Genomic DNA, 24,143 nt, shown 5'->3' with positions numbered 1-24,143 from the left:
TCAAGATCAACTCTGCTCCGGGGGCCCACCCTCCCGGGGCCCGGGGCCCCATCTCTGAACCTATCGACCAGGACGATCTGTCAATAGGGCTTGGCCGGGGTCTGTGGATGGTTGACGGGGTTGTGGACAGGTCCCCGCGCTGGAGGATCGTCGGCTCGAAGCGGCTGGTCCGAGCTGGTGGACTTGGCGACGATGATCTCCACCCGGCCTTCACAGACGTTGGCCAACCACGCGCTCCTTGGAGTCGCTGGTGCCAACTGCTCGATGGGGTGGACTTGTTTTGTGTGGGGGAGCAGTGCCCGTAGCGTCGTCCACGCGGCAGGGCCTGCTTTTCGGCCCCTGCTTTGTGGTTCTGCCACGGGTGCTGTCGGGGCCCCGCGCAAAACAAGTCCACCCCATCGAGCACAGCTCGAAACTCGCGCCCCAACGCAATGCCGAAGGCGAGCCGTCCCCGGCCCCAACGAAGCCGAGACCCAGAGCCGCACACCCCCCAGGTACCTTGACCCCGTCCTTGTCCCGCCCTGCGGCCAACCGGGAGCATGACCAGGTGGACTTCCTGACCGAGCGCGCGTTCGTCGGTGTTGTGGCGACGTTGATCGTGCTCGGGCTCTTCGTCTTCCTCTGCAGGCCGCGCAAGGCGGGTTCGGTGCACGACGCCGTCCTGGACACCGTGCAGCGCCTGTCGAAGGCCGCTCCCGAACTGCGCAACGGGCTCACCGAGCAGGCGGCGGATCAGGCCACGACCCATCTGCTGGAGATGCTCAAGTGCGTCGCCGTGGGGATCTCCGACCGTGATGGGCGGTTGCTGTCCTGGGACGGGCAGGCCAACGAGCACTACGCCGATCTCGAGGAGCAGATCGTCGAGGCCGTGCGGGAGGGGCACCGGGCGCACGTCCAGCACGAGAACCTGCAGTGCAGGCGCCGGGGCAGTTGCCCGATGCGGACCGCCGTCATCGTGCCGCTGATCATCGACGGGCAGGTCGAGGGTGCGTTGATCGTCGTCGGTGGGGTCGACGGGAAGCGGATGATCCGGGCGGCGGATGAGGTCGCGCGGTTCCTGTGCATCCAGTTAGAGCTGGCCAAGCTCGACGAGTCCAAGCAGCAGTTGGCGCAAGCGGAGTTGCGTGCGCTTAGAGCCCAGATCTCGCCGCACTTCATCTACAACACGCTCAACACCATCTCCTCTCTTATCCGCACCGACCCCGAGCAGTCTCGAGAGTTGTTGCAGGACTTCGCGGCCTTCACGCGGTATTCCTTCCGGTCCAACGGGATGTTCGCGACCCTCGCCGATGAGCTCAGCAACATCGACCGGTACCTGACCATCGAGTGCGCCCGGTACGGCGAGCGGCTGAGCGTCCGGCTCAGGATCGCGCCGGAGGTGCAGTCGGTGGTGGTGCCGTTCCTGGTGCTGCAACCGCTGGTGGAGAACGCGGTGCGGCACGGGATCGCGAAGAAGCCGGGGGGTGGGACGGTCAGCGTGTTCGCGCACGACAACGGCAACGAGGCGCTGATCACGATCGAGGACGACGGGGTCGGGATGGACGCCGACCGGTTGTTCGAGGACCTGCGGGACGCGCACAAGAGCGGGGCGCACGTCGGCGTCGGCAACATCAACTACCGGATGCGGCAGGTGTTCGGCGACGACTACGCGCTGATGGTCGAGACCGCGCCGGGTGCCGGGATGAAGGTGACCCTGCGGGTGCCGAAGTACTTCCCCGGGGTCCGGCCCGACCTGCCCAACTTCGCCGGTGACGACCACCCCGACGACGACAGCCCCAACGGTCACCTCCCCCCGCCGTGACCCCCGGGCCCGGCGACACTCCGGGCCTGGTCACACGCCGTTCTCAGCTGGGCGGACGTAGGGTTGCGCGGTATGAGCGTGACCGAGAAGCTGGCGAGGCTGCCCCGCATCGGCGAGCGCGGGGACCGCGCACCGGTGGTCGCGGTGGTGCGGCTGCACGGCGTGATCACCCCGTCGCCGTCGCCGATCGCCCGGGGGGCGATCAACACGACCACCGTCGAATCGGCGTTGACCAGGGCGTTCGACCACGACCGGCTGGTGGCGGTCGCGTTGGCGGTGAACTCGCCCGGTGGCGCGCCGACCCAGTCCGCGCTGGTCTCCGAGCGGGTCAGGGAGCTCGCCGCCAAGAAGAGCGTGCCGGTGCTGGCCTTCTGCGAGGACGTGGCCGCCTCCGGTGGGTGCCTGCTGGCCTGCGCGGGTGACGAGATCTTCGCGCACTCGTCGTCGCTGGTCGGGTCGATCGGGGTGGTGTCGTCCGGGTTCGGGCTGGTGGGGCTGATCGAGCGGTTCGGCGTCGAGCGCAGGGTGCACACCGCGGGGACGCGCAAGGTGCGGCTCGACCCGTTCCTGCCCGAGCGCGACGAGGACGTGCACTGGCTGGAGGGCCAGCTCGGCGACCTGCACGACCAGTTCGCAGGCTGGGTGCGCGAGCGCAGGGGCGACCGGCTCAACGGCGGCGACACCGACCTGTTCTCCGGCGAGGTCTGGACCGGTCGGCGCGCGCTGGAACTCGGTCTGGTCGACGGGCTCGGCAGCCTGCGCTCGGTCATCGCCGAGCGGTTCCCGACCGCGGAGATCTCGGTGGCCGAACCGAAGCGGGCGCTGCTGGCCCGGCTCGGCCTGGCGGGCGGACCGGCCGTGCTGGCGTCCACTTCGGACAGAGTGCTGGCCGCGGTGCAGGCCCTGGAGGCCAGGGCGACCTGGTCCAGGTTCGGCCTCTAGAGCGGGCGGGGGTGCGCGAACGGTGACGGCCCTGTCACAATCGCGCGGAATGCTTCACCCTGTGGACGGGCGCACCGCCCATGGATCCCCCACCGACCACTCGCCAAGATTGCGTTGACCCGTGAGTACTGCGAACAACAGCCCCGGACTCGTCGTCCTCGCCGTCGACGACGAGAAGGCGGGCATGGACGTGCTGGTCGAGCGGCTCAACGGCAACCGGCACGTGCGCCGGGTCCTGTCCGCGTTCGACGCGACCGAGGCGCTGCTGCTGCTCTCCGGCGACGACCCGGAGCTGGCAGGCCGCAAGGACCAGGGCCTCTCGGTCGTCGACGCGGTCTTCGCCGACCTCGACATGCCCGGGTTGACCGGCATGGAGCTGGCCAAGGTCCTGGCCGGGTTCAAGCCCGCGCCGATCCTGGTGTTCGTCACCGCGCACAGCCACGAGGCGGTCGCGGCGTTCGAGCTGGGCGCGGTCGACTACCTGCTCAAGCCCGCCGAGCAGCCGCGCATCGACAAGGCCATGGAGCGGGTGCTCGCCAAGATCCACCAGAACGGCGGCGGCAGCCAGAACCCGGTGCCCGAGCAGCGCGACGACGAGGTCATCCCGGTCGAGCTGGCGGGCACCACGAAGCTGGTGTCGCGGGCGTCGGTGCGCTGGGTCGAGGCGCAGGGCGACTACGCCAGGCTCTACACCTCCGACGGCTCGCACCTGGTGCGCATCCCGCTCGCGCAGCTGGAGGAGCGCTGGGAGAAGGCCGGGTTCGTGCGCATCCACCGCTCCTACCTGGTGCCGATCTCGCTGATCACCGAGCTGCGGATGGGCGGGTCGGGCTACTCGGTGGTGATCGGGCACGAGGAGAAGGTGCTGCCGGTCAGCCGCAGGCACACCCGCGAGCTCAAGGACCGGCTCGTCCGGGGCGGCGGCGCGTGAACGGGCCCGGCGACTCACCCGCGCCGAGACCCCGGCGCAAGAAGGTCGTCCTCGCCGACTCGCGCGCGCCGGTCACCGTGCTGCGCACCGTGGTCGAGCTGGAGGAGCAGACCAGCTGGGCCGAGGAGGTCGTCCGCTCGTTCATCCGCACCCAGTTCAAGGACGCGGTGAAGTTCGCGATCGGCACCATGCTGCTCTTCGGCGCGCTGCCGCTGGCCTTCTACCTGTTCCCCGAGCTCTCCGACGTGGAGTTCGCAGGCGTCTCGCTGCCCTGGCTGCTGCTGGGCGTGCTGCCGTTCCCGGTCCTGTTCGCCATCGGCTACTGGTACAACCTGGTGGCCGAGCGCAACGAGCGCGACTTCGTCGACATGGTCGAGAAGTGACGCGGTGGAGCTGAACCCGTGGGCCGTGGTGGCGATCGGCCTGGTCAGCCTGGTCACCTTCTCCCTCGGGTTCCGCAGTTCCCGGCTGGCCAGCACCACCCAGGACTTCCTGGTCGCCCGGCGCACGGTGCGGTCGCGGCGCAACGCGGCGGCGGTGTCGGGGGAGTACCTGTCGGCGGCGTCGTTCCTCGGCGTCGCCGGGCTCGTGCTCAAGGACGGCGCCGACGCGCTGTGGTACCCGATCGGCTTCACCGCGGGCTACCTGGTGCTGATGCTGTTCGTCGCCGCGCCGCTGCGCCGCTCCGGTGCCTACACGCTGCCCGACTTCTGCGAGGCCCGGCTCGGGTCGGCGGGTCTGCGCAGGCTCGCCACCGCGACCGTGGTGTTCATCGGGATCCTCTACCTGGTGCCGCAGTTCCAGGGCGCCGGGCTGACCGTGCACCAGATCCTGCCCTCGGTGCCCAGCTGGATCGGGTCGGCGCTGGTCGCGGTGCTGGTGATCGTGAACGTCTTCGGCGGCGGCATGCGCGCGGTGACGCTGGTGCAGGCCTTCCAGTACTGGCTCAAGCTGTTCGCCATCGCCGCGCCGACCTTCATCCTGTGCGTGCTGTTCTTCAGCCAGGGCGGGGTGAGCGGCCTGGGCGCGACCGGGCTGTCGGAACCGCTGCCGCCCCGGTTCACCCGCGACGCCGTGGTCACCGTCGAGACCGACGTGGTGCTCCAGGTCAAGGACGGCGTGCTGCTGTGGGCGAACGGCCGGGTGCACGGCACGGCCGTCACCGGTCCGACCTACTGGGGCCCGGGTGACCACCCGGTCGACGAGGGCACGGAGCTGCGGTTCTCGTCGGGCAGCGAGACGCCGGTGGTGCACCCCGCGGTGCTCGACAACGCGTCCTGGCTGCGGCCGGTCACCGGGACCGGCGACCTGTTCACCACGTACTCGCTGATCATCGGCCTGTTCCTGGGCACGATGGGGCTGCCGCACGTGCTGGTGCGGTTCTACACGAACCCGGACGGCAAGGCCGCGCGCCGCACGACGCTGCACGTGCTGCTGCTGCTGGGCCTGTTCTACGTGTTCCCGATCCTGATCGGCGCCCTGTCCCGGGTGTACGCGCCGGAGTTGTTGGTGGCCGGTAGGACTGACGCGGCGGTGTTGGCGCTACCGCTGAAGATCGCGCCTAACACGCTGGGGGAGATCCTCGGCGCGGTTACCGCGGCAGGCGCGTTCGCCGCGTTCCTGTCGACCTCGTCCGGGCTCGTGGTGAGCGTCGCGGGCGTGTTGTCGACCGACATCCTCAAGGGCCGCGTGCGCGACTTCCGGTTCGGCACGGCGCTCGCGGGCGGGGTGCCGTTGGCGTTGGCGCTGGTGCTGCGGCCGAGCGACATCTCGCTGAGCATCGGGCTGACCTTCGCGCTGGCCGCGTCCACGTTCTCGCCGGTGCTGCTGCTCGGCATCTGGTGGCGCAAGATCACCTGGGTCGGGGCGGCCGCGGGCATGGTCGTCGGCGGCAGCATGGTGCTGACCTCGATCGTGCTCACCACGGTCAGCGGCTACACCGGCGGCTGGGCACCGTCGTTCCTGCTGCAACCCGCGCTGGTCACCGTGCCGGTCGCGTTCCTGGTCGTCGTGATCACCAGCAAGGCCACCCAGAGCCGCGTCCCGCCGGACACCAACCGCACCAGGCTGCGCATGCACGCCCCGGACCGGCTCGGCTTCATCCGCGACCGCGACATCGCCCGGTTCGGCACCGTCCAGGAGCACACCCGGCTGGCGAACGGACGACACCGGCGCTGACCGTGCAACCCCCGGTCCGGTTGCCGCGTATGTGCGGGTGAGACCGGGGGAGGGCGCGGGGTGCTGCGGGTTCGCGACGAGGAGTTCGCCGAGTTCTTCTCGGCTCGCTTCGACACCTACCGCCGGATCGCGCACGCCCTGTGCGGGAACTGGTCACTGGCGGAGGAACTGGCCCAGGAGTCGTTCGTGAAGGTCTACGCGCGGTGGCCGAAGGTTCGGCTGGAGACCGCCGACGCGTACCTGCGCACGGTCCTGACCAGGACCTTCCTCGACACGAAACGCCGCGGGCGGGCCCGCGAGCACAGTGTCGCCGAGGTGCCGGACACGCCGGTCTGCGGGGAGTTCGCGGCACCGGAGCGCGACGTTCTCCGGGCGGCTCTACTGGGGGTGCCGCCCGGGCAACGCGCCGTTCTGGTGCTGCGGTTCGTCGCCGACCTGTCGGTCGAGGAGGTCGCGGCCACGCTCGGGTGTTCACCGGGCACCGTGAAGAGCCAGACCGCGCGGGGCCTCGCCGCGCTGCGGGCCGCCTACCCGGAGAGCACGAGGAGCGCCTGATGTCCGTCGACGAACACGCGCTGCGCGATCTCCTGGCAGGTCCCGCCCCCGCGGGCACCACCTCGCTGGAGGAGGTCGTCCGGCGTGGCAGGCGGTTGGTCTACGTGCGGGCGGCCAAGACGTCCACGATCATGGTGCTGGTGGTCGGCTTGATCACGGGGTCGTTGTCCTGGTTGCAGGGCGCGCAGATGCCGCCTGCCGTGTTGCGGTTGTTGCCGAGCGAGGCGGACTGGCCGCGGGTCGACCTGCGGCCCTCGACCACGCCGCGCCTGTGGAACGGCGGGGGGCCGCCGCGGTACGTCTGCCCGGTCACCGGGGAGCCGCAGGTCGGCTACGGGGAGGTGTCCGGCGCCGTGCTCGGGGTCACCCGAACGGCGGTCAGCAAGGTGCTGTCCAAGACGAAGATCGGCTACTGGGACGCGCTGACCGGCGGCACCTCGGGCACTCTGGCCGACCTGGACCTGACTGACACGAACGGCGTGGGCAGTCTCGCCGTCCGTAGCGCCATCTTCACCGGTAGCCCTACCTCGTTCGCGGACGCGTTGGCCTTCACCGACAGCAACTGCGAACCACCGAAGCGGCTCGTCACCCAGGACGGCACTGTCGTGCAGGTCTACCCGGAGGTGCCGTCCGAGCCGTACGTGACGCTGACCATGCGCGCCCGGATCTTCCGGCCCAACGGGTCGCTGGTGGTGCTGGAGGTCCGCAGCTTCGGCTCGGTCCACCTCCGGCAGACCGCGGACGGCGCCGAGCGGCTGCCCGGCCGCACGACGCTGCCGATGACCGAGGCGCAGCTGGCCCAGGTCGCGGCCTGGGTCGCCGCCGCGTGAGACCCTTCACCCGCGTCCTACGCCCGGGCGTGGCAGCATCAACGACTGTGATGCCTTCCAGCGTGCCCACCGCCACCGTCGACGCCATCCCCGCCGACGCCACCCTCCTCGACGTGCGCGAGCAGGACGAGTGGGACGCCGGGCACGCGCCGACCGCCCGGCACATCCCGATGGGCGAGCTGGCGGCCCGGCTCGACGAGCTGCCCGCGGACGGCCAGGTCTTCGTGATCTGCCGCTCCGGTGGCCGCTCCGCGCGCGTCACCCAGTACCTCAACGGCAACGGCTGGGACGCGGTCAACGTCGACGGCGGCATGCAGACCTGGTCGGCGCTCGGGCAGCCGGTGGTCAGCTCGTCCGGCCAGGACCCGCAGGTCATCTAGCCGTGTACCAGGGCTACGAGTGGGTGGCGACCCCACCGCCCACGCAGCGGGCACCGGAGCCCCCGCGTCTCCGCTTGCCCTACCTCGGCCCACCGCGCTACCGCACCCCACCCAGGTGGGGCTTCCCGGCCTTGGCCTGGCGCTGGCCGACTGCCGTCGTCGGGGTCGCGGACGAGGCGCCCGCGGCGGTCGAACGGGTCCGTGGCCGGGCTCGTTTCGCGGCGTCGGCGCTGTGGTTGCTGGCTGCGGTGGCCGTGATCGCGGCTGGCGCGGAGATCTGGCGGTACGTGCTGCTGCTGGAGAGCCGCACCGGGGCGCTGTCGCGTGGCGTGGTCCAGTGGTCGGACAGCCTGGTCACGACCGGCTCGGTCCTGTCCATCGCGGCCGGGATCATCAGCGTGACCACGGTGATCTGGTGGCTCCACGCCGCCCGCGACGCCGCAGCGGAGACCGCGGGCTACACCCCCGCCCGCCCGGACTGGCACCTCGTCCCCGGCATCCTGGTCCCCGGCGTCAACCTGGTCGTCCCCGGCGCGGTCCTGGCGGAACTCGAACACGCCATCCTCCGCCGCCCCGCCGCAGGCCGTCCGCGCCCGAGCCCCCTGCTCATCACGTGGTGGCTCACCTGGTCCGCCAGCGGTCTCCTCTTCGCCACCACCCTCCTCTGGCGCCTCCAGGACTCAGCCCAAGCCCAAGCCGACGGCGTCCTGCTCACCGCGGCCACCAACCTCGCCGCCGCCGCCACAGCCATCCTGACCATCCGCGTCGTGGACCGGCTCTCACTCCTGCTGGCCCCCATCGTCCCCTCATCAGTCCGCCGCCTCCGCGTAGTCCGCGTCGAGACCGCGGCCGCTCCCACCCGCGCACCCCGCCCCACCACCGCCAGCCGCTGAGCTGTCCTCAGTGGACCAGCAGGCTGCGCAGGCCTCGGATCACGAACTCCGGGCGACGCACGGGTTCCGCCGCCAGCCGTAGGTGCGGCAGCTGTGTGGTGAGCGCGCGTAGAGCCGCCGCGACTTCCACCCGGGCCAGTGGAGCCCCGACGCAGTAGTGGATTCCTGCGCCGAAGGAGAGGTGGGGGTTGGGGGTTCTGGTGATGTCGAGGCGGTCCGGGGAGGGGAAGGCGGCGGGGTCTCGGGCGGCGGCGCCGAGGAGGGCGGCGATCTTGGTGCCGGGGGTGATGGTGTGGCCTGCGACGGTGACCTCGGTGGTGGCGGTGCGCTCGAACAGTTGCAGCGGGGAGTCGTAGCGCAGGAGTTCCTCGACGGCGCTGGGCACCAGGTCCGGTGTGGACACCAGGAGGTCCCACTGGTCGCGGTGGCGGAGCAGGGCCAGGACGCCGTTGCCGATGACGTTGACGGTGGCCTCGTGGCCCGCCATCAGCAGCAGGACGCCGGTGGCGACGAGTTCGTCGTCGGTCAGCCGGTCGGTCCCGTCGCGCACGGCCACCAGGTCGCTGATCAGGCCGGGGCGCGAGGTCAGCGTGCGCAGGTACGCGGCGAACTCCCCGGACGCCCGTTCCGCCGTGGCGGCCTGGTCCGCGGGCAGCCCGTACTCGTACATCTTCACGATCGTGTTCGACCACGGCTGCAGCAGCCCGCGATCCGACGGCGGCACCCCCAGCAGCTCCCCGATCACCTCGACCGGCAGCGGCCCCGCGACGTGTTCCAGCAGGTCAGCCGACCCGTCAGCGGTGATCCGCGCCGCCAGGTCCGCCACCAGCCGATCGGCCAACGCCTCCACCACGGGCCGCAGCCGCTCGGTGTGCCCGCGCCCGAACGCCGCCGACACCAGCCGCCGGAGCCGGGTGTGCGTAGGCGGTTCGTTCTCCAGCAGCGAGTTCCGGTGCAGCATGTTGAAGGCCGCGAACGCGGACACCGGCTCCTTGTCCTTCCACAACCGCCCCAGCCCGCGGTCGCGAAGTACCGCCGAACAAGCCGCGTGGGACAACGCCACCGGTAGGCCCAACTGCTCGTGCCAGTGGACTTCTCTCTCGGCACGCAGTGAAGCGAAGACCGGGTAAGGGTCATCGATGAAGGCTGGATCAGCCAGGTCGAACACCATCACTGGTCACCCCTTCCTGTCGGTCAGCGTAAGGACTAAGGGGTGTGGTCGCCGGGGGGCTGACGGGGTTGGGTAGCGTCGGCGCACACCGCATCCCAGGTCGACGAGGAGCAGCCCGATGTCCAGGCGATCCGCCGTGAAGAGCAAGGCCAAGGCGCCGGACGCCTCCGGCATCGGTCCCCGCCAGCCGTGTCCGTGCGGGTCGGGCAAGCGCTACAAGGCGTGCCACGGGTCGGCGGGTGGCGCGGTCGAGGTCGCCGTCGCGCGGCCGTTCGAGGGGCTCGCCGGTGAGCGCGAGCTGATCGCGCTGCGCGAGTTCGTGCCCTCCGGCACCGCCGTGCTGCCGCTGGTCGGCCAGGAGCGCGAGATCACGCTCGCCACCGTGCTGCCGATGGCCGCCGCCGCGCTGGTCCGCGCCGATGGTGTCGCCTACGTCGGGTTGCAGGTGCAGACCCGGTCCAGCGACATCAGCCGCGACCTGGCCCGCGCCGTTCGGTGGGCGCTGACCGCCGAGGCGGGTGACGTGCTGACCGTGGTCGGCCCCGACACCGACGCGGGCGACAAGCCGGAGCGCCTGCAGGACCTGGTGGACCTCGACGCGCCGCTCGACGCCACGGTGCACAGCGACTTCTCCTGGTGGATGCCCGAGGGCAGCGAGCCCAGCGGTGAGGTCGCCCTGTCGCTGGAGCGCGCCAACAGCGCCATCCTGCCCACCGAGCGCATCGGCCCGGCCGCGTACTGGGTCGACGCGGGCGACAAGGCGCACCTGCGCTGGGTGCGCCCGGAGCCCGAGGAGGAGTTGCTCGCGGCGCTGGCCCGGCTGCACGCCCGTGGTGAGCTCGCCCTCGGGGAGGGTTCCCGGTACGCGGGCTCGTTCCGCGCGCACGGCCTGCTCGTGCCGGTGTGGGACCTCGACCGCGAGTCGCACGCCCGCGAGTGGACCGAGGCCGTCGAGCAGCTCGGCACCCGCCTGGACGCCGCGCTCGCCTCCCTGGCCGACGAGCCGCTGACCTCCGACGAGCGCCGCGCCCGCGACGGTCTGCTCGGTCGGCAGATCACCATCCGGTGATCCTGCACATCGTCACCACCGCGGGCTGGCCTGCCGACGAGATCACCCCACTCGACGGCGACGAGTTCGTGCACTGCTCCGACCCCGGAACCGTGCACCTGCCCGCCGATCGCCTGTTCGCGGGCCGGACCGACTTGCTGTTGCTGGAAGTCGATCCGGCCCGCTTGGGCGTCCCCCTGCGCTGGGAGGCCGGGTCGCCGCCGATCCCGGGCGGGCCGTGGTTCCCGCACGTGTACGGGCCGATCCCCGCCTCGGCGGTGGTCGGCGTGCACGAGTTCCCCCCTGGCCCGGACGGCACGTTCGAGCTCCCCGCGGCGTTGGCGCAGCGGTAGATAACGGTGGTGTAACGCACGGCAACCGGTTTCCGGGGCTCCGCGTGCTCTTGGTGTCAGCGGCTGGAGGGGCCTGCCGCACCATCGAGGGGGAACTCGGATGTCCAGGAAGTCGTTGCTGCACAAGGGTTTGCTGATCTCCGCCGTCGCCTCCGGGTTCCTGCTCGCCGCGTGCAGCGGTGACCCGGTGCCGGCGGCCGCGCCCAGCCCGACCACGGCGCCGTCGAGCACGCCGTCGAGCACGCCGTCGAGCACGCCGTCGAGCACGCCGTCGACCACCGCGGCCGAGCCCGCGCCTGCCCAGGTCACCGCCACGACCGCTCCCGCCGCGCAGCCGAACGCACCGGTCAAGCAGCAGGCCGCCAAGCCGAGGCCGCAGGCCAAGAGCGGGCCGGTCCTCGGGCCGGACGGCTACGGCACGCTCAAGATCGGCATGTCCCAGCGGGAGGCGGTCGCGACCGGCCGCATCCTGAGCGAGCCGGTGGGCGGGGGCAGCCCGGAGTGCCGTGCCCACGACGCCCCCGGTCAGGTCGAGGGCGCCGGTGCCGTGGGGATCTCCGACCAGTACGGGGTCTCGCTCATCTTCGGCTACGGCGGCGCGCACACGCCCGAGGGCATCGGCGTCGGATCGACCTCGGCCGAGGTCAAGCGCGCCTACCCGAACCTGAAGCAGGGCTGGCCGGGGTCGCACCAGGTGACCGCGGTCCCCGGGCACTCGGGCAACCGGTACGACTTCGCCGTCGTCGACGGCAAGGTCGTGGCGTTCTCCCTGCGCAGCCAGCACGAGGTCTGCGTGTCGTGAGTGCGATGATCGAGATCATCGCGGAACGCGATCTTCAGGGGGAGAACGTGGGGATGGACGAGTTCGCGGACTTCGTCGCAGGCGCCATGCCCGGTCTGCTGCGCTACGGGCACGCCCTCACCGGCAACCCCCACGACGCGGCGGACCTGGTGCAGGGTGTGCTGGAGAAGATCGGGTCGCGGTGGTCGTCGGTGGTGCGCAAGGCGGGCGACCCGCTCGCCTACACCCGCCGGTCGATGGCCAACGCGCACGTCAGCCGGTGGCGGCGCACCCGCAGGGAGAACCTGGTCGCCGAGATCCCGGAGGCCCCGGCCGACCGGGTGCGGTACGCCTTCGAGGACGAGCCGCTGTGGCAGGCGCTGCGGTCGTTGCCCGCCAAGCAGCGGGCGGTGGTCGTGCTGCGGTACTACGAGGGCCTCTCCGAGGCGGAGATCGCGCACACCCTCGGCGTCAGCGCCGGGACGGTGAAGAGCCAGGCCAGCAAGGCGATGGGGACACTACGAACGCGGCTGGGTGCTTCCGCGGAGGGCAGGTGATGGGCATGGACATCGACGACGAGCTGCGCAGGTTGTTCGCCGACGAGCGGTTGGACGTCCCGGTCCGCCCGGGTGCGACCGACGCGGTGGTGACCGGGGCGGGCAGGCGGCGCAAGCGGCGGCACGCGGTGGTGGCGGCGGGGGGCGCGCTGACCGTGGCCGTGCTGGTGGCGGGCGGGGTGGTGCTCAGCGGGATGACGAACAGCTCGTCGTCGCCGCCCGGCCAGCAGGTCGTGCCCACGATGTCGGCCACGCTCAAGGTGACGACCACCCCGAGTTCCGTCGCCGTGCCGCCGGACCGCACCGGGTCGAACTCGGCGGGCGGCACCGCGGGGACTACCAAGCCGTCCACGTCCACCGGCAAGGTGACGACCTCGGTGGTCAAGCCGCCCGCCGTACCCGAGCTGCGGCCCGCGGGCTTCGGCAAGATCCGGATCGGCATGTCGATCGCCGACGCGGAGGCCACCGGGGACCTGGTCCGCCAGGACAACGGGTCGCCGGAGTGCACGAACTACACGTTCAAGGGGTACCCCGAGGGCAGCGTCGGCATCTCGGCGACCGACGGGGTCACCGCGATCTTCCCGCCGCACGGCGCCCGCACCCCGGAGGGCATCGGCCACGGCTCGACCCTGGCCGAGTTCCGCACCGCGTACCCGGCGGCCACCACCGACCAGCACGGGTACCGGATCGTGCGGCTGGACCAGGGGAAGGTCTACTCGTTCGGCTTCGGCGGCGGCTCGAAGGTGGACGAGGTCGTGCTCTACACCGACAAGCAGATGTGCTTCGGGTAGCCGAGGCGCGGGAGCGGGCCTGGGGGCTGCTCCCGCGCCTCACCTGCGGTCAGAGCGCGCCACCGGCCACGCGGGGGGCCAGCGGGTCGGTGCCGCTGTCGCCGACGTGCTCGCGGGCGAGGTGGCTCTCGACGTCGAACAGGTTGCCGTTGGAGCGCTTGACGATGGTGAGCAGCGTGCGCATCGACGCCACTTCCTCGACCTGCTCCTTGAGGAACCACTGCATGAACTGCTCGCCCTTGTAGTCCTCCTCGTCGCGGGCGACCTTGGCGAGGTTGACGATCTCGTCGGTCACCGCCCGCTCCTGCTGCAGGGCGAGGGTGACCAGCTCGGCGGCGTCCGCGAACTCGTTGCGCACCTCGTCGACACCGGGAACGGTCACCGGGATGTCGTTGTCCATCAGGTACTGAGTGATCATCATCGCGTGGTTCCGCTCCTCCAGCGACTGCCGGTAGAAGTGCTTGGCCAGGCGGGGGAGGTCCTGGCCGTCGAACCACACCGCAAGCGCGACGTACTGCTGGGAGGCGGCGAACTCGTTGCGGATCTGCACCTGCAGCAGCTTGTGGAACTTGGAAGTCATGCCATGGGACGGTACGCGATTCGCCGCGTTCCCGCGCTACCGGAACCCCATTTGGCGGGCTATTTCGATCACGTTAGGCAAGGCTTTCGAACCTTTGTTGAGGTTAGCCATTCCTAACTCCGCCGACCGGCTTCACCGCATCGTGGGACAGGTCCTGACCTGCGGGATCGACCCGGTCCTTGCAAGATCACCCGCCGCGCTGAACAATGATCTTGGCGGCGCTCTGCTGTTCATCTTACGCCGGTTGTCCGGCGAATGGGGAAAGATAGGCTCGCCTTAGTTGGGGTCAATTGACCGGGGCTTGGCCAACTGCCTCGGCGACCCGCTCGATTTCCGCACGGCGGCTCTCCCAGAAGGCGGGTTCCCTACCGGCCGCGCTTTCCCCGTCACCCACCGCGCCGTCGAGTTGTTCGCGCAGGATGTCGGCGTGGCCCGCGTGCCGGTTGTTCTCGGCCAGGAAGTGGACCAGGACCTTGAACAGCGTCACCTCGGGGGACGGCCACCACGGCACGTGGCCGGGGGCGTCGAGGTCCAGGGCGGTGATCGTCGCGTCGGAGTGGTCGCACACGCGCCGGTAGCGGTCGATGACCTCGGCGCGGGACTCGTGCTCGGTCGCCCACATGTCGGCACCGCGCTCGGGCAGGGGCTCGGGGAACGGCCGCGCGAAGACCTCGCCGAAGTACCTGGCCTCCCAGGCGGCCAGGTGCTTGATCAGACCGAGCAGGTTGGTGCCGGTGGCGGTGAGCGGGCGGCGGATGTCGTACTCGCCGAGCCCGTCGAGCTTCGCGAGGGTGGCCGCGCGGATCCAGCGCAGGTCGTCGTGCAGGTACGTCTTCGCGGCGTCGCTGAGCATGGGCTCCACCCCACCACACCCGTGCCGGGGCGTGGTGGGGCCGGGCGGCTTAGAGCGGGTCGCGGCTGACCGGGCAGGACATGCAGCGGGGGCCGCCGCGGCCGGTGCCCAGTTCGGAGCCGCTGATGCGCAGGACCTCGATGCCCGCGTCCTCCAGCCGGGAGTTGGTCTCCACGTTGCGCTCGTAGGCGACCACCACGCCGGGGGCCAGCGCGAGGGTGTTGTTGCCGTCGTCCCACTGCTCGCGCTCGGCGGTCACCGGGTCCAGGCCGGTGTCGATCACCCGGAGCCGGTCGATGCCCATCGCGGCCGCGGCGGCGTCGAGGAACGGGGCCGGGCCGTCGACCTGGACGCCGGTCTCGCTCGGGCGCAGCGTGTAGGCGCGCAGCGTGTTGCGGATGGCCGGGTACATGACCACCGCGTCCCGGTCGACCATGGTGCAGACGGTGTCCAGGTGCATGGTCGCCCGGTCCTGCGCGATCGGCACCGCCAGCACGGTGTGCGCCAGGCCGTCGCGGAAGGCCGACCGGGCGAGGGACTCCGCGCCCGCCGGGGTGGTGCGCTCGCCGACCCCGATGGCGATGACCCCGGGGGCCAGCAGCAGCACGTCGCCGCCCTCGACGGGGGCCGAGTGGGCGCCGTAGGCGCGGCCCGCGGTGCGGAAGCGCGGGTGGTAGGCGTAGATCAGGTCCAGCAGCGCGGTCTCGCGGGCCCGCGCGGGCATCGCCAGCGACGCGATCGCCACCCGGTTGCCGATCCACACCGAGGAGTCCCTGGTGAACAGCAGGTTCGGCAGCGGGTCGACCACGAAGTCGTGCGGGTGGTGCATCTTGCGCACCAGCGACGCGCCCTCGGCCGCGGGCAGTTCCTCGAACGTCATGCCGCCGGTGAGCACGTCGGCGAGCCCCTTTGCGTCCACAGTGGACAGGTAGGCGCCCAGCGCGTCGGCCAGCTCGGTGCCCAACCTGCGCCGGTCGACGGCGGTGGCGGCAGCGGCGGCGTGCGCGCGCTCGTCGGCGAGCGCGACCACCAGGCTGTCGAACAGCCGCATCACCTCGACCCCGCGCCCGGTCAGCACGTCGGCGAACGCGTCGTGCTCGTCCTGCGCCCGGTCGACCCACGGGATGCTGTCGAACAGCAGCTGGTCGTTGTTGCGCGGGGTCAGCCGCTTGAGCTCGTTGCCCGGGCGGTGCAGCAGCACGGTGCGCAGCGGTCCGACCTCGCTGTCCACGCGCGGCGCTGCCGCTGTCTGCTCGGCATCGGGGACATCCGGGAAGGCGGTCACACCTGCGAGCGTAACGACTCGCTTCGGAAAACACCGCCCGCGACCGGGCATGATGGCGGAGAACGCCACACATCGCCAGGATGGTAGCCGGTTCGTTAACCGAAAGGCTCGTTTCATGCATCGATCGTTGCGTCGGAAGGCTGTGTGGGGCGGCATTGTCGCCGTCACAGTGGCTGTTGCCGTTGGATTGTGGTTGTTCCAGCCCTGGCGCCTGGTCACCCGGAGCTCGGTGGACGAGGCACTCCCGTTCACCACCCCCGCCGCTGTGTCCACAACCGCTGCTGTCGCGTCCACTACTGCGGTCCCGGTGAACCCGCCCGGCCCGAAGGTCCTCGCCGAGGGCACCTTCGTCAGCCAGGAACACCCCACCCGCGGCACCGCCCGGATCCTCGAGCAGGACGGCACCAGAGTCCTGCGCCTGGAGAACTTCTCCACCTCCGACGGCCCCGACGTCCACGTCTGGCTCTCCGCCACCCCCGCCGCCGCCGACTGGCACGCCTACGACGACATCCGCTACGTCCCCTTGGGCGACCTCAAAGCCACCGACGGCAACCAGAACTACCCCATCCCCGCCGACGCCGACCTCACCGACATCCGCAGCACAGTGATCTGGTGCGACCGCTTCAACGTCGCCTTCGGCTCAGCGCCCCTTGTCCTCGGGTAGGCCTTGGGCGAGAAGCTTCGGGCCCTTGGTGAGCAGTGGCGCGAACAGGTCTCCGTGGTCGTCCACCCGGTCCAGGACCTCGTCCGCCGTGAAGGTCAGGTCCGCGACCGAGGTGCACGACTCCACCTCCGCCCACGTCACCGGTGTCGACACGGTCGGGGTGGGGCGGGCGCGCAGGGAGTAGGGCGCGATTGTGGTCTTGTTGGGGTTGTTCTGGCTCCAGTCGATGAAGATCTTGCCGGGGCGGAGGGTTTTGGCCATTCGGGAGGTGACCAGGGTGGGCAGGTCGCGTTCCAGGCGTTCGGCGAGGGATTTGGCGTAGTCGGAGGTCCGGGTCGGGGAACTGGTGGTCACGGCGGCGTAGAGCTGCATGCCCTTGGAGCCGCTGGTCTTGGCGACGACCTCCAGGCCGTCCGCCGCCATCGCGTCCCGCAGCCGCAGGGCGACGACGCAGCACTCGACCACCGTGGCGGGTGCGCCGGGGTCCAGGTCGAACACCAGCAGGTCCGGGGAGCGCCGCGCGCCCCGGGAGCCGACAGTCCACTGTGGAACGTGCAGCTCCAGCCCGGCCAGGTTCGCCGCCCACACCAGTGACGGCAGGTCGCGCAGCAGGGCGAAGTCGAGGCTCTCGGCGCCGGTTGTGCTGCCGGGGGTCTCGATGGTGACCGTGCGGATCCAGTCGGGGCTGTGGCGGGAGGCGTTCTTCTCGAAGAAGCCCGGTCTGCCGACCCCGTCGGGGAAGCGGCGGAAGGTGACCGGGCGGTCGAGCAGGTGCGGCGTGAGGGCGGGGGCGACCCGGCTGTAGTAGTTGATCACGTCGCCCTTGGTGAAGCCGTCCTCCGGGTAGAGGACCTTGTCGAGGTTCGTCAGGCGCAGCCGCCTGCCCTCGACCTCGACGAGCACCTCGCCGGTCACTCGCGCCACCCCGCCACCGGTAAGTCCGACGGGTCCTTGTCCGCACGCAGTCCACGCCAGGTCGGCGCGCGCATGCGTCCGTCGTCGGTCCAGTGCAGGAACGCGACCTCGCCCACCAGGCTCGGCCGCACCCACCGCGCCCCGCGAGCCCGGTCGCGCGGCACCTCGGTGCCGAACGGCGAGGTCTTGCGCTCCAGCCGGTGCAGCTTCGCGGTCAACGTGCGCAGCACCTCGTCGGTGAACCCGGTCCCCACCTGCCCGACGTACCGCAGCCCGTCCGGCGTCGGCATGCCGACCAGCAGCGACCCGAACACCTCCGACCGCCGCCCCTCGCCGGGCCGCCAGCCGCCGATGATCACTTCCACCGCGCGCTGGTCGGTGATCTTCAGCCACTCGGGCGATCGCCTACCCGGGTGGTACCGCGAGCCGAGCCGCTTGGCGATGATCCCTTCCAGCTCCTGCTCGCGCGCCGTCTCCAGCACCGCGCTGCCGTCGCCGGGGTAGCTGGGCGAGGTGTTCCAGTGCGGCCCGCGCAGGTCCAGGCCGACCAGCAGTTCCCGGCGCTGCGTGTACAGCAGGTCCAGGCAGGGGCGGCCGTCGAGGTGCAGGACGTCGAACACCACGTACGTCACCGGTGTCTCCGCGGCCAGCTTCCGGGCGATCCGCTCGTCGGAGACGTGCATCCGCTTCTGCAGCTCGGCGAACGACGGCTTCCCGTTGCGGAACGCGACGATCTCCCCGTCGAGCCACACCTGCGTGCTACCCAGCTCCTCACCCAGCGTGCGCAGCTCGGGGTAGCTGCCGGTGATGTCGTTTCCCTTGCGCGAGAACAGTCGCAGTCGCCCACTGTCCACTCTCGCCAGGGCGCGCACACCGTCCCATTTGAACTCATATGCCCAGGCGTCGTCGTCCGGCGGCAGTGCGCCCGGACTGGCGAGCATCGGCTCATGCGACGTCGGTAGCGCTACCCAGTCGGACTGCTGCGGTGGCTCTGACCGGCGCACCATCCAGTCCTTCTCGGACTTACCGCCATGGAAGAAGGTGTACTTACCGCGCACCCGCGAGCCGGAGAACACTACGGCCACCTCGCGGTCGCTCCACTTGACCGTCTCGTAGGTGCCGCGGTCCCAGATCACCATCCGGCCGCCCCCGTACTCGCCCTTGGGGATCTCGCCCTCGAAGGTCGCGTACTCCATCGGGTGGTCCTCGGTGTGCACGGCCAGCCGGATGTCGCCCGGCTCGGTGGGCAGCCCCCGCGGCACCGCCCAGCTCACCAGCACCCCGCCGCGTTCGAGGCGCACGTCCCAGTGCAGCCGGGACGCGTGGTGCTCCTGGATGACGAACGTGTCGTCACCGCCCACCGGCAGGGCGTCGTCGACCGGCACGGGCTCGGGGGTCTTCCCGGCGTCGCGCTTGCGCCGGTACTCGCCCAGCCCCGCCATGACCCATTCGTACCTCGAGCTGCGGTGATCCGCCAGGCAAAGGTATTGAAACGCTGTTACGTAACACTGTAATCTATCGCCATGCTGACCATCTCCGATCCCAGCCGCCTGCTCGCGGGCACCGTCCTGCTCTCCGTCGTCGGTATCGAGTTCGGCGGCTGGTTCCTCCTGCGCCTCGCCCGGGGGGACCAGCGCCTCACCCCGTTCCAGCAGAAGTTCGCCCGCGCGGGTCACGCCCACGCGGGCGTCCTCGTCACCCTCGGCCTCGTCTGCCTCCTCCTGGCCGACGCAGCAGGTCTCGACGGCCCCATCGGCTGGATCGCCCGCATCGGCGTCCCCGCCGCGGCCGCCCTGATCTCCGCAGGCTTCTTCTTCTCGTCCATGGGCCGCGGCGAGGTGACCAAACCCAACCGCCTCATCGCCCTGATCTGGCTCGGCGCGCTCTCCCTGGCCGTGGGCGTGGTCTCGATCGGAATCGGCCTGCTCACCGCATAAATCGGGCTACGGCAGCCAGGACACCTTGCCGCGCAGTAGTGAGTAGCCCACGAATGCCACGAAGTCCAGCAGTGTGTGTGCGATGACCAGCGGCCACAGCCGCCCGGTTCGTTGCCATACGCGGCCGAATACCAGGCCCATCACGAGGTTGCCGATGAATCCGCCGAAGCCCTGGTACAGGTGGTACGACCCGCGCACCACCGCCGCGAACAGCAGTGATGAGTTCTCCCGGAACCCCAGGTGCCTCATCCGGGTGATCAGGTACCCGACGACGAGTACCTCCTCGGCCCACGCGTTGCCCGCCGCCAGCAGGGTCAGCGCGATCGGTCGCCACCAGGAGTCGTCCAACGTGGACGGCGCCACTGCCAGGCTGATCCCGATGGCGTGGCCGACCAGGTAGAACACCAGGCCCGGTAGTCCGATGATCGCCGCCAGACCGACCCCGGCAGCGGCGTCACGACCCTTGCGGCGCCCATCGAGCCCGACCTGGTGCAGCCGCGTTCCAGCCCGATAGAGGAGGTACAGCCCCAGAGCGCCCCACGCGACGAGTCGGATGACGCCGAGTAGTTGCTTGATGAAGTCGAGCAGGTCGAGGTCGGCCTGCGGCACGTTGATGGCGACGGTCTGCTGGTTCAGGGCGACTGGTTGCAGCAGCGCGTCGACCAGCGACACCAGGCTGCTCAGCCCGGACAGCCCGAGCGTGACCGCGAAGACGATGAGCAGCTCGATCCACACCAGCCGCCGCTGCGCCGGGTCCTGGATCAGGTCGTCGCCCGGCCGCTCCGGCGCGAACCACGCGCGCAGGTTCACCACCCGGGCGAACCTACCCGGTGTGCCTGCCGGCCAGGAACGGGCAGCCGACGAGCCTGCGCAGTTCGGCGCTGAGCTCGCTCGGGTCGCTCACCGGCCGGGAGAACGCGAGCCGGACGTCGTGGTCGGCGTCGATGGCCTCGACCCGCAGCCGCAGCCCGAACCGGTCGAGGCCCAGCGGTCGCACGTGCCCGCCGCGCAGGTCTTCCGGCAGGTGTCGGACCAGGGAGCCGACGACGTCGGTGTGCGAGAGCTCGAGGTGGCGCAGCCAGCCCGCCTCGAAGGTGACGAACGGGTCGGGCTCGGCCTGGGTGAAGGCGGGGACGCCCACCGAGTGGGTGCCCTCGGCGTCGGCGAGCACGAGCGAGGCGGGCACCAGCCGCAGCAGTGCCGCGCCGTGGCCGAGGTCGAGCAGCCGGGGGTCGGGCCGCTCCTCGGCGACCAGCACGGCCTGCGCGCGGGCCTCGTCGTCGCCGAGTGCCCGCAGCCAGCCGGTGATCCACAGCAGCCCGCGGACGGGTTCGCGCAGCGGGACCGGGGCGGTGTCGGCCAGCTCGACCATCGTGGCCAGTTCGCCGCGCGGCGCCTGCCAGGCGGTGGCGACCAGCTCGTGGTCGTCGGGCAGCAGGACGCTGACCGAGCCGTCGGCGTGCGCGTGGTGCAGGAGGGGGACGACCCGGTCGCCCTGCCCCTGGTCCGCGGCGGGGACCAGCGTCGCGCGCCCGCCGAGTGCGGCGATGCTGCGCGCGCGTTCGGCCGGGTGCGGCGCGGGGGGACGTGGTGCGTCCGATCTGGTCACGACTCACCTCCTGAGTTAGGTCACCCTAACTTGCAGGTGGGTCCGCTGGGAAGTCGTGGCGTCGGTATCCCACGAACTGGCTACGCTGCCCGCGCCGCACCCGACAAGGAGGGCACATGAGCGAGGCACCCGCCGTCGAAGCACCGACCGGCAGGCCCGCGATCGAGGACCTGGCCACCGCCAAGGCCCTCTCCGCGCTGCGCTTGCCGCTGATCGGCCTGCCCCTGGCCGCCGTCGTCTTCGCCGTACCGGCGGTCTGGCTGATCGTCGCCGGTGGTGGCTGGATCGGGATCGCGGTGCTGGCCATCGCCGCGCTGGCGTTCGTGGTGACCTCGGTCCTGGCGTTGGTGATCACCGGCTTCTGGATCGGTCCGGCGGGGCGGTTGCTGCGCGCGGAACCGTGGCGTGCCGCATCGGTCAAGGTCTACCGGCCCAGCAAGGGTTTTCCGCGCGCGCGGCTGGTAGTCAAAGAGGCTTACGGCAAGTCGTTGAGCATCTTGGCCCCTGCGCTGCCGTGGGCGGCGCAGCAGATCCTTGCCCGTACCAGCAAGATCTGGCTGGTAGGCCCGGACGACAAGGGTTGGGTCGCCATCCGGTCGACAGGGTTAGCGCTACCGCTGGGGCAGGCGCGGGTGTCCACGACGGACCTGTCCACCGGGTACGAGATCACTGTGGACCAGCCGGACCCCGCGAGGGCCTCACTCGCCTCCGGTGACGCGGTGCTGGCCAAGGTCATCGCCGCCCCGCGCAAGCGTTCGCGCACCGACATGGTCGCGCCGGTGGTCCTCCTGGCCTTCGCGGGCTTCGTGGTCGTCGACCTGCTGCAACGCGGGGTCAAGGCCGGCCAGGTCGGCCTGGCGATCGGCGTGTTCGTCGGCACGCTCGTCATCGCGGGCTTCTTCGCGTGGCGGCTCTACAAGGCGCTGTACTGGGCAAAGGTCGACAAGTTGCTGTCAGCGGGACCGTGGAACGCGGTGGCGGTAGAGCTACCGGAGCCGACTCGGGTTGGTCGGGAAACGGTGACCATGCAAGCCACGTTCGCAGATGGCCGAACCGTGCCGGTGAAACTAACGCGCGCTGGTCACGCTATCCGTGCGAATGTCGCCGCTACGGGGAAACTCTGGGTGGCAGGTATACCGGGGGAGGGCAAACAGATGGTGGCGGGAATTCCCGGTTATCCGTTCCTCAGCCGGGCCGATTTCGGTTCCTGACCGGCGTCGCCCCAGCCGCGGGTGGCCCGCTCTGTCCGCAGGGCGGCCTGCCTGACCTCGGCCAACTCCTCGGCGGGGTCCTCGACGCCGACCAGGTCCTCGACGGCGGTGACCACGGCCTCCAACTGGCTGATCAGGGTGTTGTAGGTGTCGGTCAGCCGGGTCAGCTCGGCGACGTCGTCCGCGGCGACCTCGACCCGCACGATGGCCGACGCCCGGACCGCGAACCGGCGCAGCGCCCGGTCCAGCACGTCCATGGTCTCGTCGAACCTGGGGTCGATCTCCGCGCGGGTGGCGTGGAAGCGGCGCAGCCAGACGTCCTCGGCGGAGTCAGGCTCGATCGCGGGCGCCGGTGGTTCCTCGGGCTCCTGGATGAGCCGGGCGATGCCCGCCTTGCCGCCGAGCACCACGACGCCGACCCCCAGCGTCATCCACGGGGGTAAGTGGATCGCCCAGGCGACCCCGGCCGCGCTCGCCGCCAGGAGCAGACCCCATGGATCGGCTAGTTCCCTCGCATAACCCATTGCCCACCCTTACCCCACCCAGTACCGGGACAGGGCCAAGATCCTAGGGGAATCCACCCTCCAAATGCGACCCTGGTTCCAGTTGGTGATTTGCGGACAATGAGGTGTGGCCCGATCGCGATTGGGCGGTATTCACAATGCGAACACCGCCCGATCGCGACGTCAGTTCCAGTCCGGTCCGCGCTTGCTCCAGCTCCACGCGTAGCGCGGGTCCTCGCTGTCGGTGGCGGCTTCGCCCAGGTCGAGCGGCCGGAAGGTGTCCACCATCACCGCGGTCTCGTCGAAGAAGTCGGCCCCGATGGAGGCCTCCGCGGCGCCCGGCTGCGGGCCGTGGGTGAACCCGCTCGGGTGCAGCGACAGCGACCCGATGCCGATTCCGGAGCCCTTGCGCGCCTCGTAGTTGCCACCGACGTAGAACATCAACTCGTCGGAGTCGACGTTCGCGTGGTTGTACGGGACCGGGATCGCGTCGGGGTGGTAGTCGACCTTGCGCGGCATGAACGAGCACACCACGAAGTTCGGGCCCTCGAAGGTCTGGTGCACGGGCGGCGGCTGGTGCACGCGGCCGGTGATGGGCTCGAAGTCGTTGATGTGGAACACCCACGGGTACAGGCACCCGTCCCAGCCGACCACGTCGAACGGGTGGTTGGCGTAGGTGAACCGCGTTAGGCCTGCCCGGTGCCGGACCAGGACCTCGACATCCTCACCCTCGACGAGCAGCGGCTCCGTCGGACCCCTCTGGTCGCGTTCGCAGTAGGGGGAGTGCTCCAGGAACTGGCCCTTGGACGACAGGTACCTCCTGGGCGGGCCGATGTGCCCCGCGGCCTCGACGATGAACAGCCGCATCTCGCCGTTGGGCACAACGCGGTAGGTAGTCGAAGTCGGGATGACCAGGTAGTCGCCTTCAGACACCTCAAGAGCGCCGTAGACGGTCTCCACCGTGCCGCTGCCGCCCTGCACGTAGAACAGCTCGTCGCCCACCGCGTTGCGGTAGAGCGGGCTCGGCGCGGACGCGGTGGCGAACCCGATGATCACGTCGGAGTTGCCGAACAGCGTCCTGCGGCCGGTCACGGCGTCGGTGTCCGCGCTGAACTTGAGGCCCTGCGTGCGGAAGTGCCGCGGCTTGAGCGGGTGGTTCGGCACCAGCGCGCCGCGGAAGTCCTCGACGACCTCGGCGTTCACGATCGCGGTCGGCAGGTGGCGGTGGTAGAGCAGAGCCGAGTCGGAGGAGAACCCCTCGACCCCCATCAGCTCCTCGGCGTAGAGCTTCCCCTCCGGCGACCGGAACTGGGTATGCCTCTTGCGGGGGATGTCCCCAACGCGCCGGTAGTGCGGCATGTGCTCCTCCGGAGAC

At 70.7% G+C, this 24,143-nt stretch carries 27 protein-coding genes; 17 read left to right on the top strand and 10 right to left on the bottom strand.

The features are described from left to right. The first annotated feature begins 547 nt into the window (after nt 1-547). The 9 genes from BMY07_RS08160 to BMY07_RS08120 all read left to right on the top strand — a co-directional run bounded on the left by BMY07_RS08160 (nt 548) and on the right by BMY07_RS08120 (nt 8,510). Nucleotides 548-1,801 carry a GAF domain-containing sensor histidine kinase gene (locus tag BMY07_RS08160; RefSeq protein WP_092775896.1) on the top strand — a complete coding sequence of 418 codons (1,254 nt, stop codon included), beginning with the start codon at nt 548-550 and terminating at the stop codon, nt 1,799-1,801. A 72-nt stretch (nt 1,802-1,873) separates the two neighbouring features. Further along, nucleotides 1,874-2,743 carry a S49 family peptidase gene (locus tag BMY07_RS08155; RefSeq protein ID WP_092775894.1) on the top strand — a complete coding sequence of 290 codons (870 nt, stop codon included), beginning with the start codon at nt 1,874-1,876 and terminating at the stop codon, nt 2,741-2,743. A gap of 121 nt (nt 2,744-2,864) precedes the next feature. Further along, nucleotides 2,865-3,674, top strand: coding sequence for a LytR/AlgR family response regulator transcription factor (locus tag BMY07_RS08150; protein WP_092775891.1), 810 nt, complete (start codon nt 2,865-2,867; stop codon nt 3,672-3,674). After that, nucleotides 3,671-4,057, top strand: a complete 387-nt coding sequence (locus BMY07_RS08145; protein WP_092775888.1) for a hypothetical protein — start codon at nt 3,671-3,673, stop codon at nt 4,055-4,057. Before BMY07_RS08150 ends, BMY07_RS08145 begins: the two co-directional genes overlap by 4 nt. Before the next feature lie 4 nt (nt 4,058-4,061). Next, nucleotides 4,062-5,852, top strand: coding sequence for a sodium/solute symporter (locus BMY07_RS08140; RefSeq protein ID WP_092775886.1), 1,791 nt, complete (start codon nt 4,062-4,064; stop codon nt 5,850-5,852). 60 nt (nt 5,853-5,912) lie between these two features. Further along, nucleotides 5,913-6,407 (top strand): SigE family RNA polymerase sigma factor, encoded by a 495-nt coding sequence (locus BMY07_RS08135; protein ID WP_177215491.1) that lies wholly within the window; start codon nt 5,913-5,915, stop codon nt 6,405-6,407. Then, complete coding sequence (locus BMY07_RS08130; protein WP_092775883.1) at nt 6,407-7,237, top strand: hypothetical protein; 831 nt, start codon at nt 6,407-6,409, stop codon at nt 7,235-7,237. The genes BMY07_RS08135 and BMY07_RS08130 overlap by 1 nt, the downstream gene beginning before the upstream one ends. Before the next feature lie 50 nt (nt 7,238-7,287). After that, nucleotides 7,288-7,617, top strand: coding sequence for a rhodanese-like domain-containing protein (locus tag BMY07_RS08125; protein WP_092775880.1), 330 nt, complete (start codon nt 7,288-7,290; stop codon nt 7,615-7,617). 2 nt (nt 7,618-7,619) lie between these two features. Next, nucleotides 7,620-8,510 carry a DUF4328 domain-containing protein gene (locus BMY07_RS08120; RefSeq protein WP_177215490.1) on the top strand — a complete coding sequence of 297 codons (891 nt, stop codon included), beginning with the start codon at nt 7,620-7,622 and terminating at the stop codon, nt 8,508-8,510. A gap of 7 nt (nt 8,511-8,517) precedes the next feature. Here BMY07_RS08120 and BMY07_RS08115 read toward each other — a convergent pair whose 3' ends face one another. After that, complete coding sequence (locus tag BMY07_RS08115; RefSeq protein WP_177215489.1) at nt 8,518-9,681, bottom strand: cytochrome P450; 1,164 nt, start codon at nt 9,679-9,681, stop codon at nt 8,518-8,520. Between the two features lie 118 nt (nt 9,682-9,799). Between BMY07_RS08115 and BMY07_RS08110 the strand changes: the two genes are divergently transcribed. From BMY07_RS08110 to BMY07_RS08090, 5 genes are all read left to right on the top strand, one after another. Then, nucleotides 9,800-10,750, top strand: coding sequence for a DUF5926 family protein (locus tag BMY07_RS08110; protein WP_092775877.1), 951 nt, complete (start codon nt 9,800-9,802; stop codon nt 10,748-10,750). Continuing rightward, a complete protein-coding gene (locus BMY07_RS08105) occupies nt 10,747-11,082 on the top strand; it encodes a DUF952 domain-containing protein (protein ID WP_092775874.1) in 336 nt (111 codons plus the stop codon). The genes BMY07_RS08110 and BMY07_RS08105 overlap by 4 nt, the downstream gene beginning before the upstream one ends. Before the next feature lie 100 nt (nt 11,083-11,182). Further along, on the top strand, nt 11,183-11,884 hold the full coding sequence (locus BMY07_RS08100) for a hypothetical protein (protein ID WP_092775871.1): 702 nt from the start codon (nt 11,183-11,185) through the stop codon (nt 11,882-11,884). A 5-nt stretch (nt 11,885-11,889) separates the two neighbouring features. Continuing rightward, nucleotides 11,890-12,420, top strand: coding sequence for a SigE family RNA polymerase sigma factor (locus BMY07_RS08095; protein ID WP_092775868.1), 531 nt, complete (start codon nt 11,890-11,892; stop codon nt 12,418-12,420). A 5-nt stretch (nt 12,421-12,425) separates the two neighbouring features. Beyond that, complete coding sequence (locus tag BMY07_RS08090; protein ID WP_143073396.1) at nt 12,426-13,211, top strand: hypothetical protein; 786 nt, start codon at nt 12,426-12,428, stop codon at nt 13,209-13,211. A gap of 49 nt (nt 13,212-13,260) precedes the next feature. Here BMY07_RS08090 and BMY07_RS08085 read toward each other — a convergent pair whose 3' ends face one another. The 3 genes from BMY07_RS08085 to BMY07_RS08075 form a co-directional block, all read right to left on the bottom strand. Beyond that, the gene (locus BMY07_RS08085) at nt 13,261-13,791 is read right to left on the bottom strand and encodes a ferritin (RefSeq protein ID WP_092775862.1); all 531 of its coding nucleotides are present in this window, start codon (nt 13,789-13,791) and stop codon (nt 13,261-13,263) included. 286 nt (nt 13,792-14,077) lie between these two features. Beyond that, nucleotides 14,078-14,644, bottom strand: a complete 567-nt coding sequence (locus tag BMY07_RS08080; protein WP_092775859.1) for a DinB family protein — start codon at nt 14,642-14,644, stop codon at nt 14,078-14,080. Nucleotides 14,645-14,693: 49 nt separating this feature from the next. Beyond that, nucleotides 14,694-15,875: an arginine deiminase gene (locus BMY07_RS08075; protein ID WP_092776158.1), complete on the bottom strand. Its 1,182-nt coding sequence runs from the start codon at nt 15,873-15,875 to the stop codon at nt 14,694-14,696. 283 nt (nt 15,876-16,158) lie between these two features. Between BMY07_RS08075 and BMY07_RS08070 the strand changes: the two genes are divergently transcribed. Next, nucleotides 16,159-16,593, top strand: coding sequence for a DM13 domain-containing protein (locus BMY07_RS08070; RefSeq protein ID WP_245782266.1), 435 nt, complete (start codon nt 16,159-16,161; stop codon nt 16,591-16,593). Here the strand turns inward: BMY07_RS08070 and ligD (BMY07_RS08065) are convergent. Then, nucleotides 16,570-17,508, bottom strand: coding sequence for a non-homologous end-joining DNA ligase (gene ligD, locus BMY07_RS08065; RefSeq protein ID WP_092775855.1), 939 nt, complete (start codon nt 17,506-17,508; stop codon nt 16,570-16,572). The two genes, BMY07_RS08070 and ligD (BMY07_RS08065), sit on opposite strands and share 24 nt — an antisense overlap. Then, on the bottom strand, nt 17,505-18,950 hold the full coding sequence (gene ligD / locus BMY07_RS08060; protein ID WP_092775853.1) for a non-homologous end-joining DNA ligase: 1,446 nt from the start codon (nt 18,948-18,950) through the stop codon (nt 17,505-17,507). Before ligD (BMY07_RS08060) ends, ligD (BMY07_RS08065) begins: the two co-directional genes overlap by 4 nt. 81 nt (nt 18,951-19,031) lie before the next feature. Between ligD (BMY07_RS08060) and BMY07_RS08055 the strand changes: the two genes are divergently transcribed. Further along, a complete protein-coding gene (locus tag BMY07_RS08055) occupies nt 19,032-19,445 on the top strand; it encodes a hypothetical protein (protein WP_092775851.1) in 414 nt (137 codons plus the stop codon). Nucleotides 19,446-19,451: 6 nt separating this feature from the next. On the opposite strand, the gene BMY07_RS08050 is transcribed toward BMY07_RS08055, so the two are convergent. Continuing rightward, complete coding sequence (locus tag BMY07_RS08050; protein ID WP_092775848.1) at nt 19,452-20,258, bottom strand: CPBP family intramembrane glutamic endopeptidase; 807 nt, start codon at nt 20,256-20,258, stop codon at nt 19,452-19,454. A gap of 10 nt (nt 20,259-20,268) precedes the next feature. After that, nucleotides 20,269-21,054, bottom strand: a complete 786-nt coding sequence (locus tag BMY07_RS08045; protein WP_092775844.1) for a DUF2470 domain-containing protein — start codon at nt 21,052-21,054, stop codon at nt 20,269-20,271. Nucleotides 21,055-21,170: 116 nt separating this feature from the next. On the opposite strand from BMY07_RS08045, the gene BMY07_RS08040 reads away from it, so the two are divergent. Beyond that, nucleotides 21,171-22,265: a hypothetical protein gene (locus BMY07_RS08040; protein ID WP_092775841.1), complete on the top strand. Its 1,095-nt coding sequence runs from the start codon at nt 21,171-21,173 to the stop codon at nt 22,263-22,265. Here BMY07_RS08040 and BMY07_RS08035 read toward each other — a convergent pair. Continuing rightward, nucleotides 22,229-22,789 (bottom strand): hypothetical protein, encoded by a 561-nt coding sequence (locus BMY07_RS08035; protein WP_143073395.1) that lies wholly within the window; start codon nt 22,787-22,789, stop codon nt 22,229-22,231. The genes BMY07_RS08040 and BMY07_RS08035 overlap by 37 nt on opposite strands. A gap of 162 nt (nt 22,790-22,951) precedes the next feature. After that, entirely contained in the window at nt 22,952-24,127 is a 1,176-nt protein-coding gene (locus tag BMY07_RS08030; RefSeq protein ID WP_092775835.1) for a homogentisate 1,2-dioxygenase, read from the bottom strand. Nucleotides 24,128-24,143 lie beyond the last annotated feature (16 nt).

It is taken from the genome of Actinokineospora terrae (genome assembly GCF_900111175.1).
GTDB lineage: Bacteria > Actinomycetota > Actinomycetes > Mycobacteriales > Pseudonocardiaceae > Actinokineospora > Actinokineospora terrae.
The sequence above is the reverse complement of the archived record's forward strand: the minus strand, read 5'-3'. Positions and strand labels throughout refer to the sequence as shown.

Excerpts from the sequence above, each read along its gene's own strand:
- BMY07_RS08055 (WP_092775851.1), top strand. The coding sequence starts at position 19,032 with ATGCTGACCATCTCCGATCCCAGCCGCCTGCTCGCGGGCACCGTCCTG.
- BMY07_RS08130 (WP_092775883.1), top strand. The coding sequence starts at position 6,407 with ATGTCCGTCGACGAACACGCGCTGCGCGATCTCCTGGCAGGTCCCGCC.
- BMY07_RS08100 (WP_092775871.1), top strand. The coding sequence starts at position 11,183 with ATGTCCAGGAAGTCGTTGCTGCACAAGGGTTTGCTGATCTCCGCCGTC.
- BMY07_RS08035 (WP_143073395.1), bottom strand. The coding sequence starts at position 22,789 with ATGGGTTATGCGAGGGAACTAGCCGATCCATGGGGTCTGCTCCTGGCG.
- BMY07_RS08110 (WP_092775877.1), top strand. The coding sequence starts at position 9,800 with ATGTCCAGGCGATCCGCCGTGAAGAGCAAGGCCAAGGCGCCGGACGCC.
- BMY07_RS08085 (WP_092775862.1), bottom strand. The coding sequence starts at position 13,791 with ATGACTTCCAAGTTCCACAAGCTGCTGCAGGTGCAGATCCGCAACGAG.
- BMY07_RS08115 (WP_177215489.1), bottom strand. The coding sequence starts at position 9,681 with ATGGTGTTCGACCTGGCTGATCCAGCCTTCATCGATGACCCTTACCCG.
- BMY07_RS08040 (WP_092775841.1), top strand. The coding sequence starts at position 21,171 with ATGAGCGAGGCACCCGCCGTCGAAGCACCGACCGGCAGGCCCGCGATC.
- BMY07_RS08095 (WP_092775868.1), top strand. The coding sequence starts at position 11,890 with ATGATCGAGATCATCGCGGAACGCGATCTTCAGGGGGAGAACGTGGGG.
- BMY07_RS08090 (WP_143073396.1), top strand. The coding sequence starts at position 12,426 with ATGGACATCGACGACGAGCTGCGCAGGTTGTTCGCCGACGAGCGGTTG.
- BMY07_RS08155 (WP_092775894.1), top strand. The coding sequence starts at position 1,874 with ATGAGCGTGACCGAGAAGCTGGCGAGGCTGCCCCGCATCGGCGAGCGC.
- ligD (WP_092775853.1), bottom strand. The coding sequence starts at position 18,950 with ATGGCGGGGCTGGGCGAGTACCGGCGCAAGCGCGACGCCGGGAAGACC.
- BMY07_RS08030 (WP_092775835.1), bottom strand. The coding sequence starts at position 24,127 with ATGCCGCACTACCGGCGCGTTGGGGACATCCCCCGCAAGAGGCATACC.
- BMY07_RS08080 (WP_092775859.1), bottom strand. The coding sequence starts at position 14,644 with ATGCTCAGCGACGCCGCGAAGACGTACCTGCACGACGACCTGCGCTGG.
- BMY07_RS08125 (WP_092775880.1), top strand. The coding sequence starts at position 7,288 with ATGCCTTCCAGCGTGCCCACCGCCACCGTCGACGCCATCCCCGCCGAC.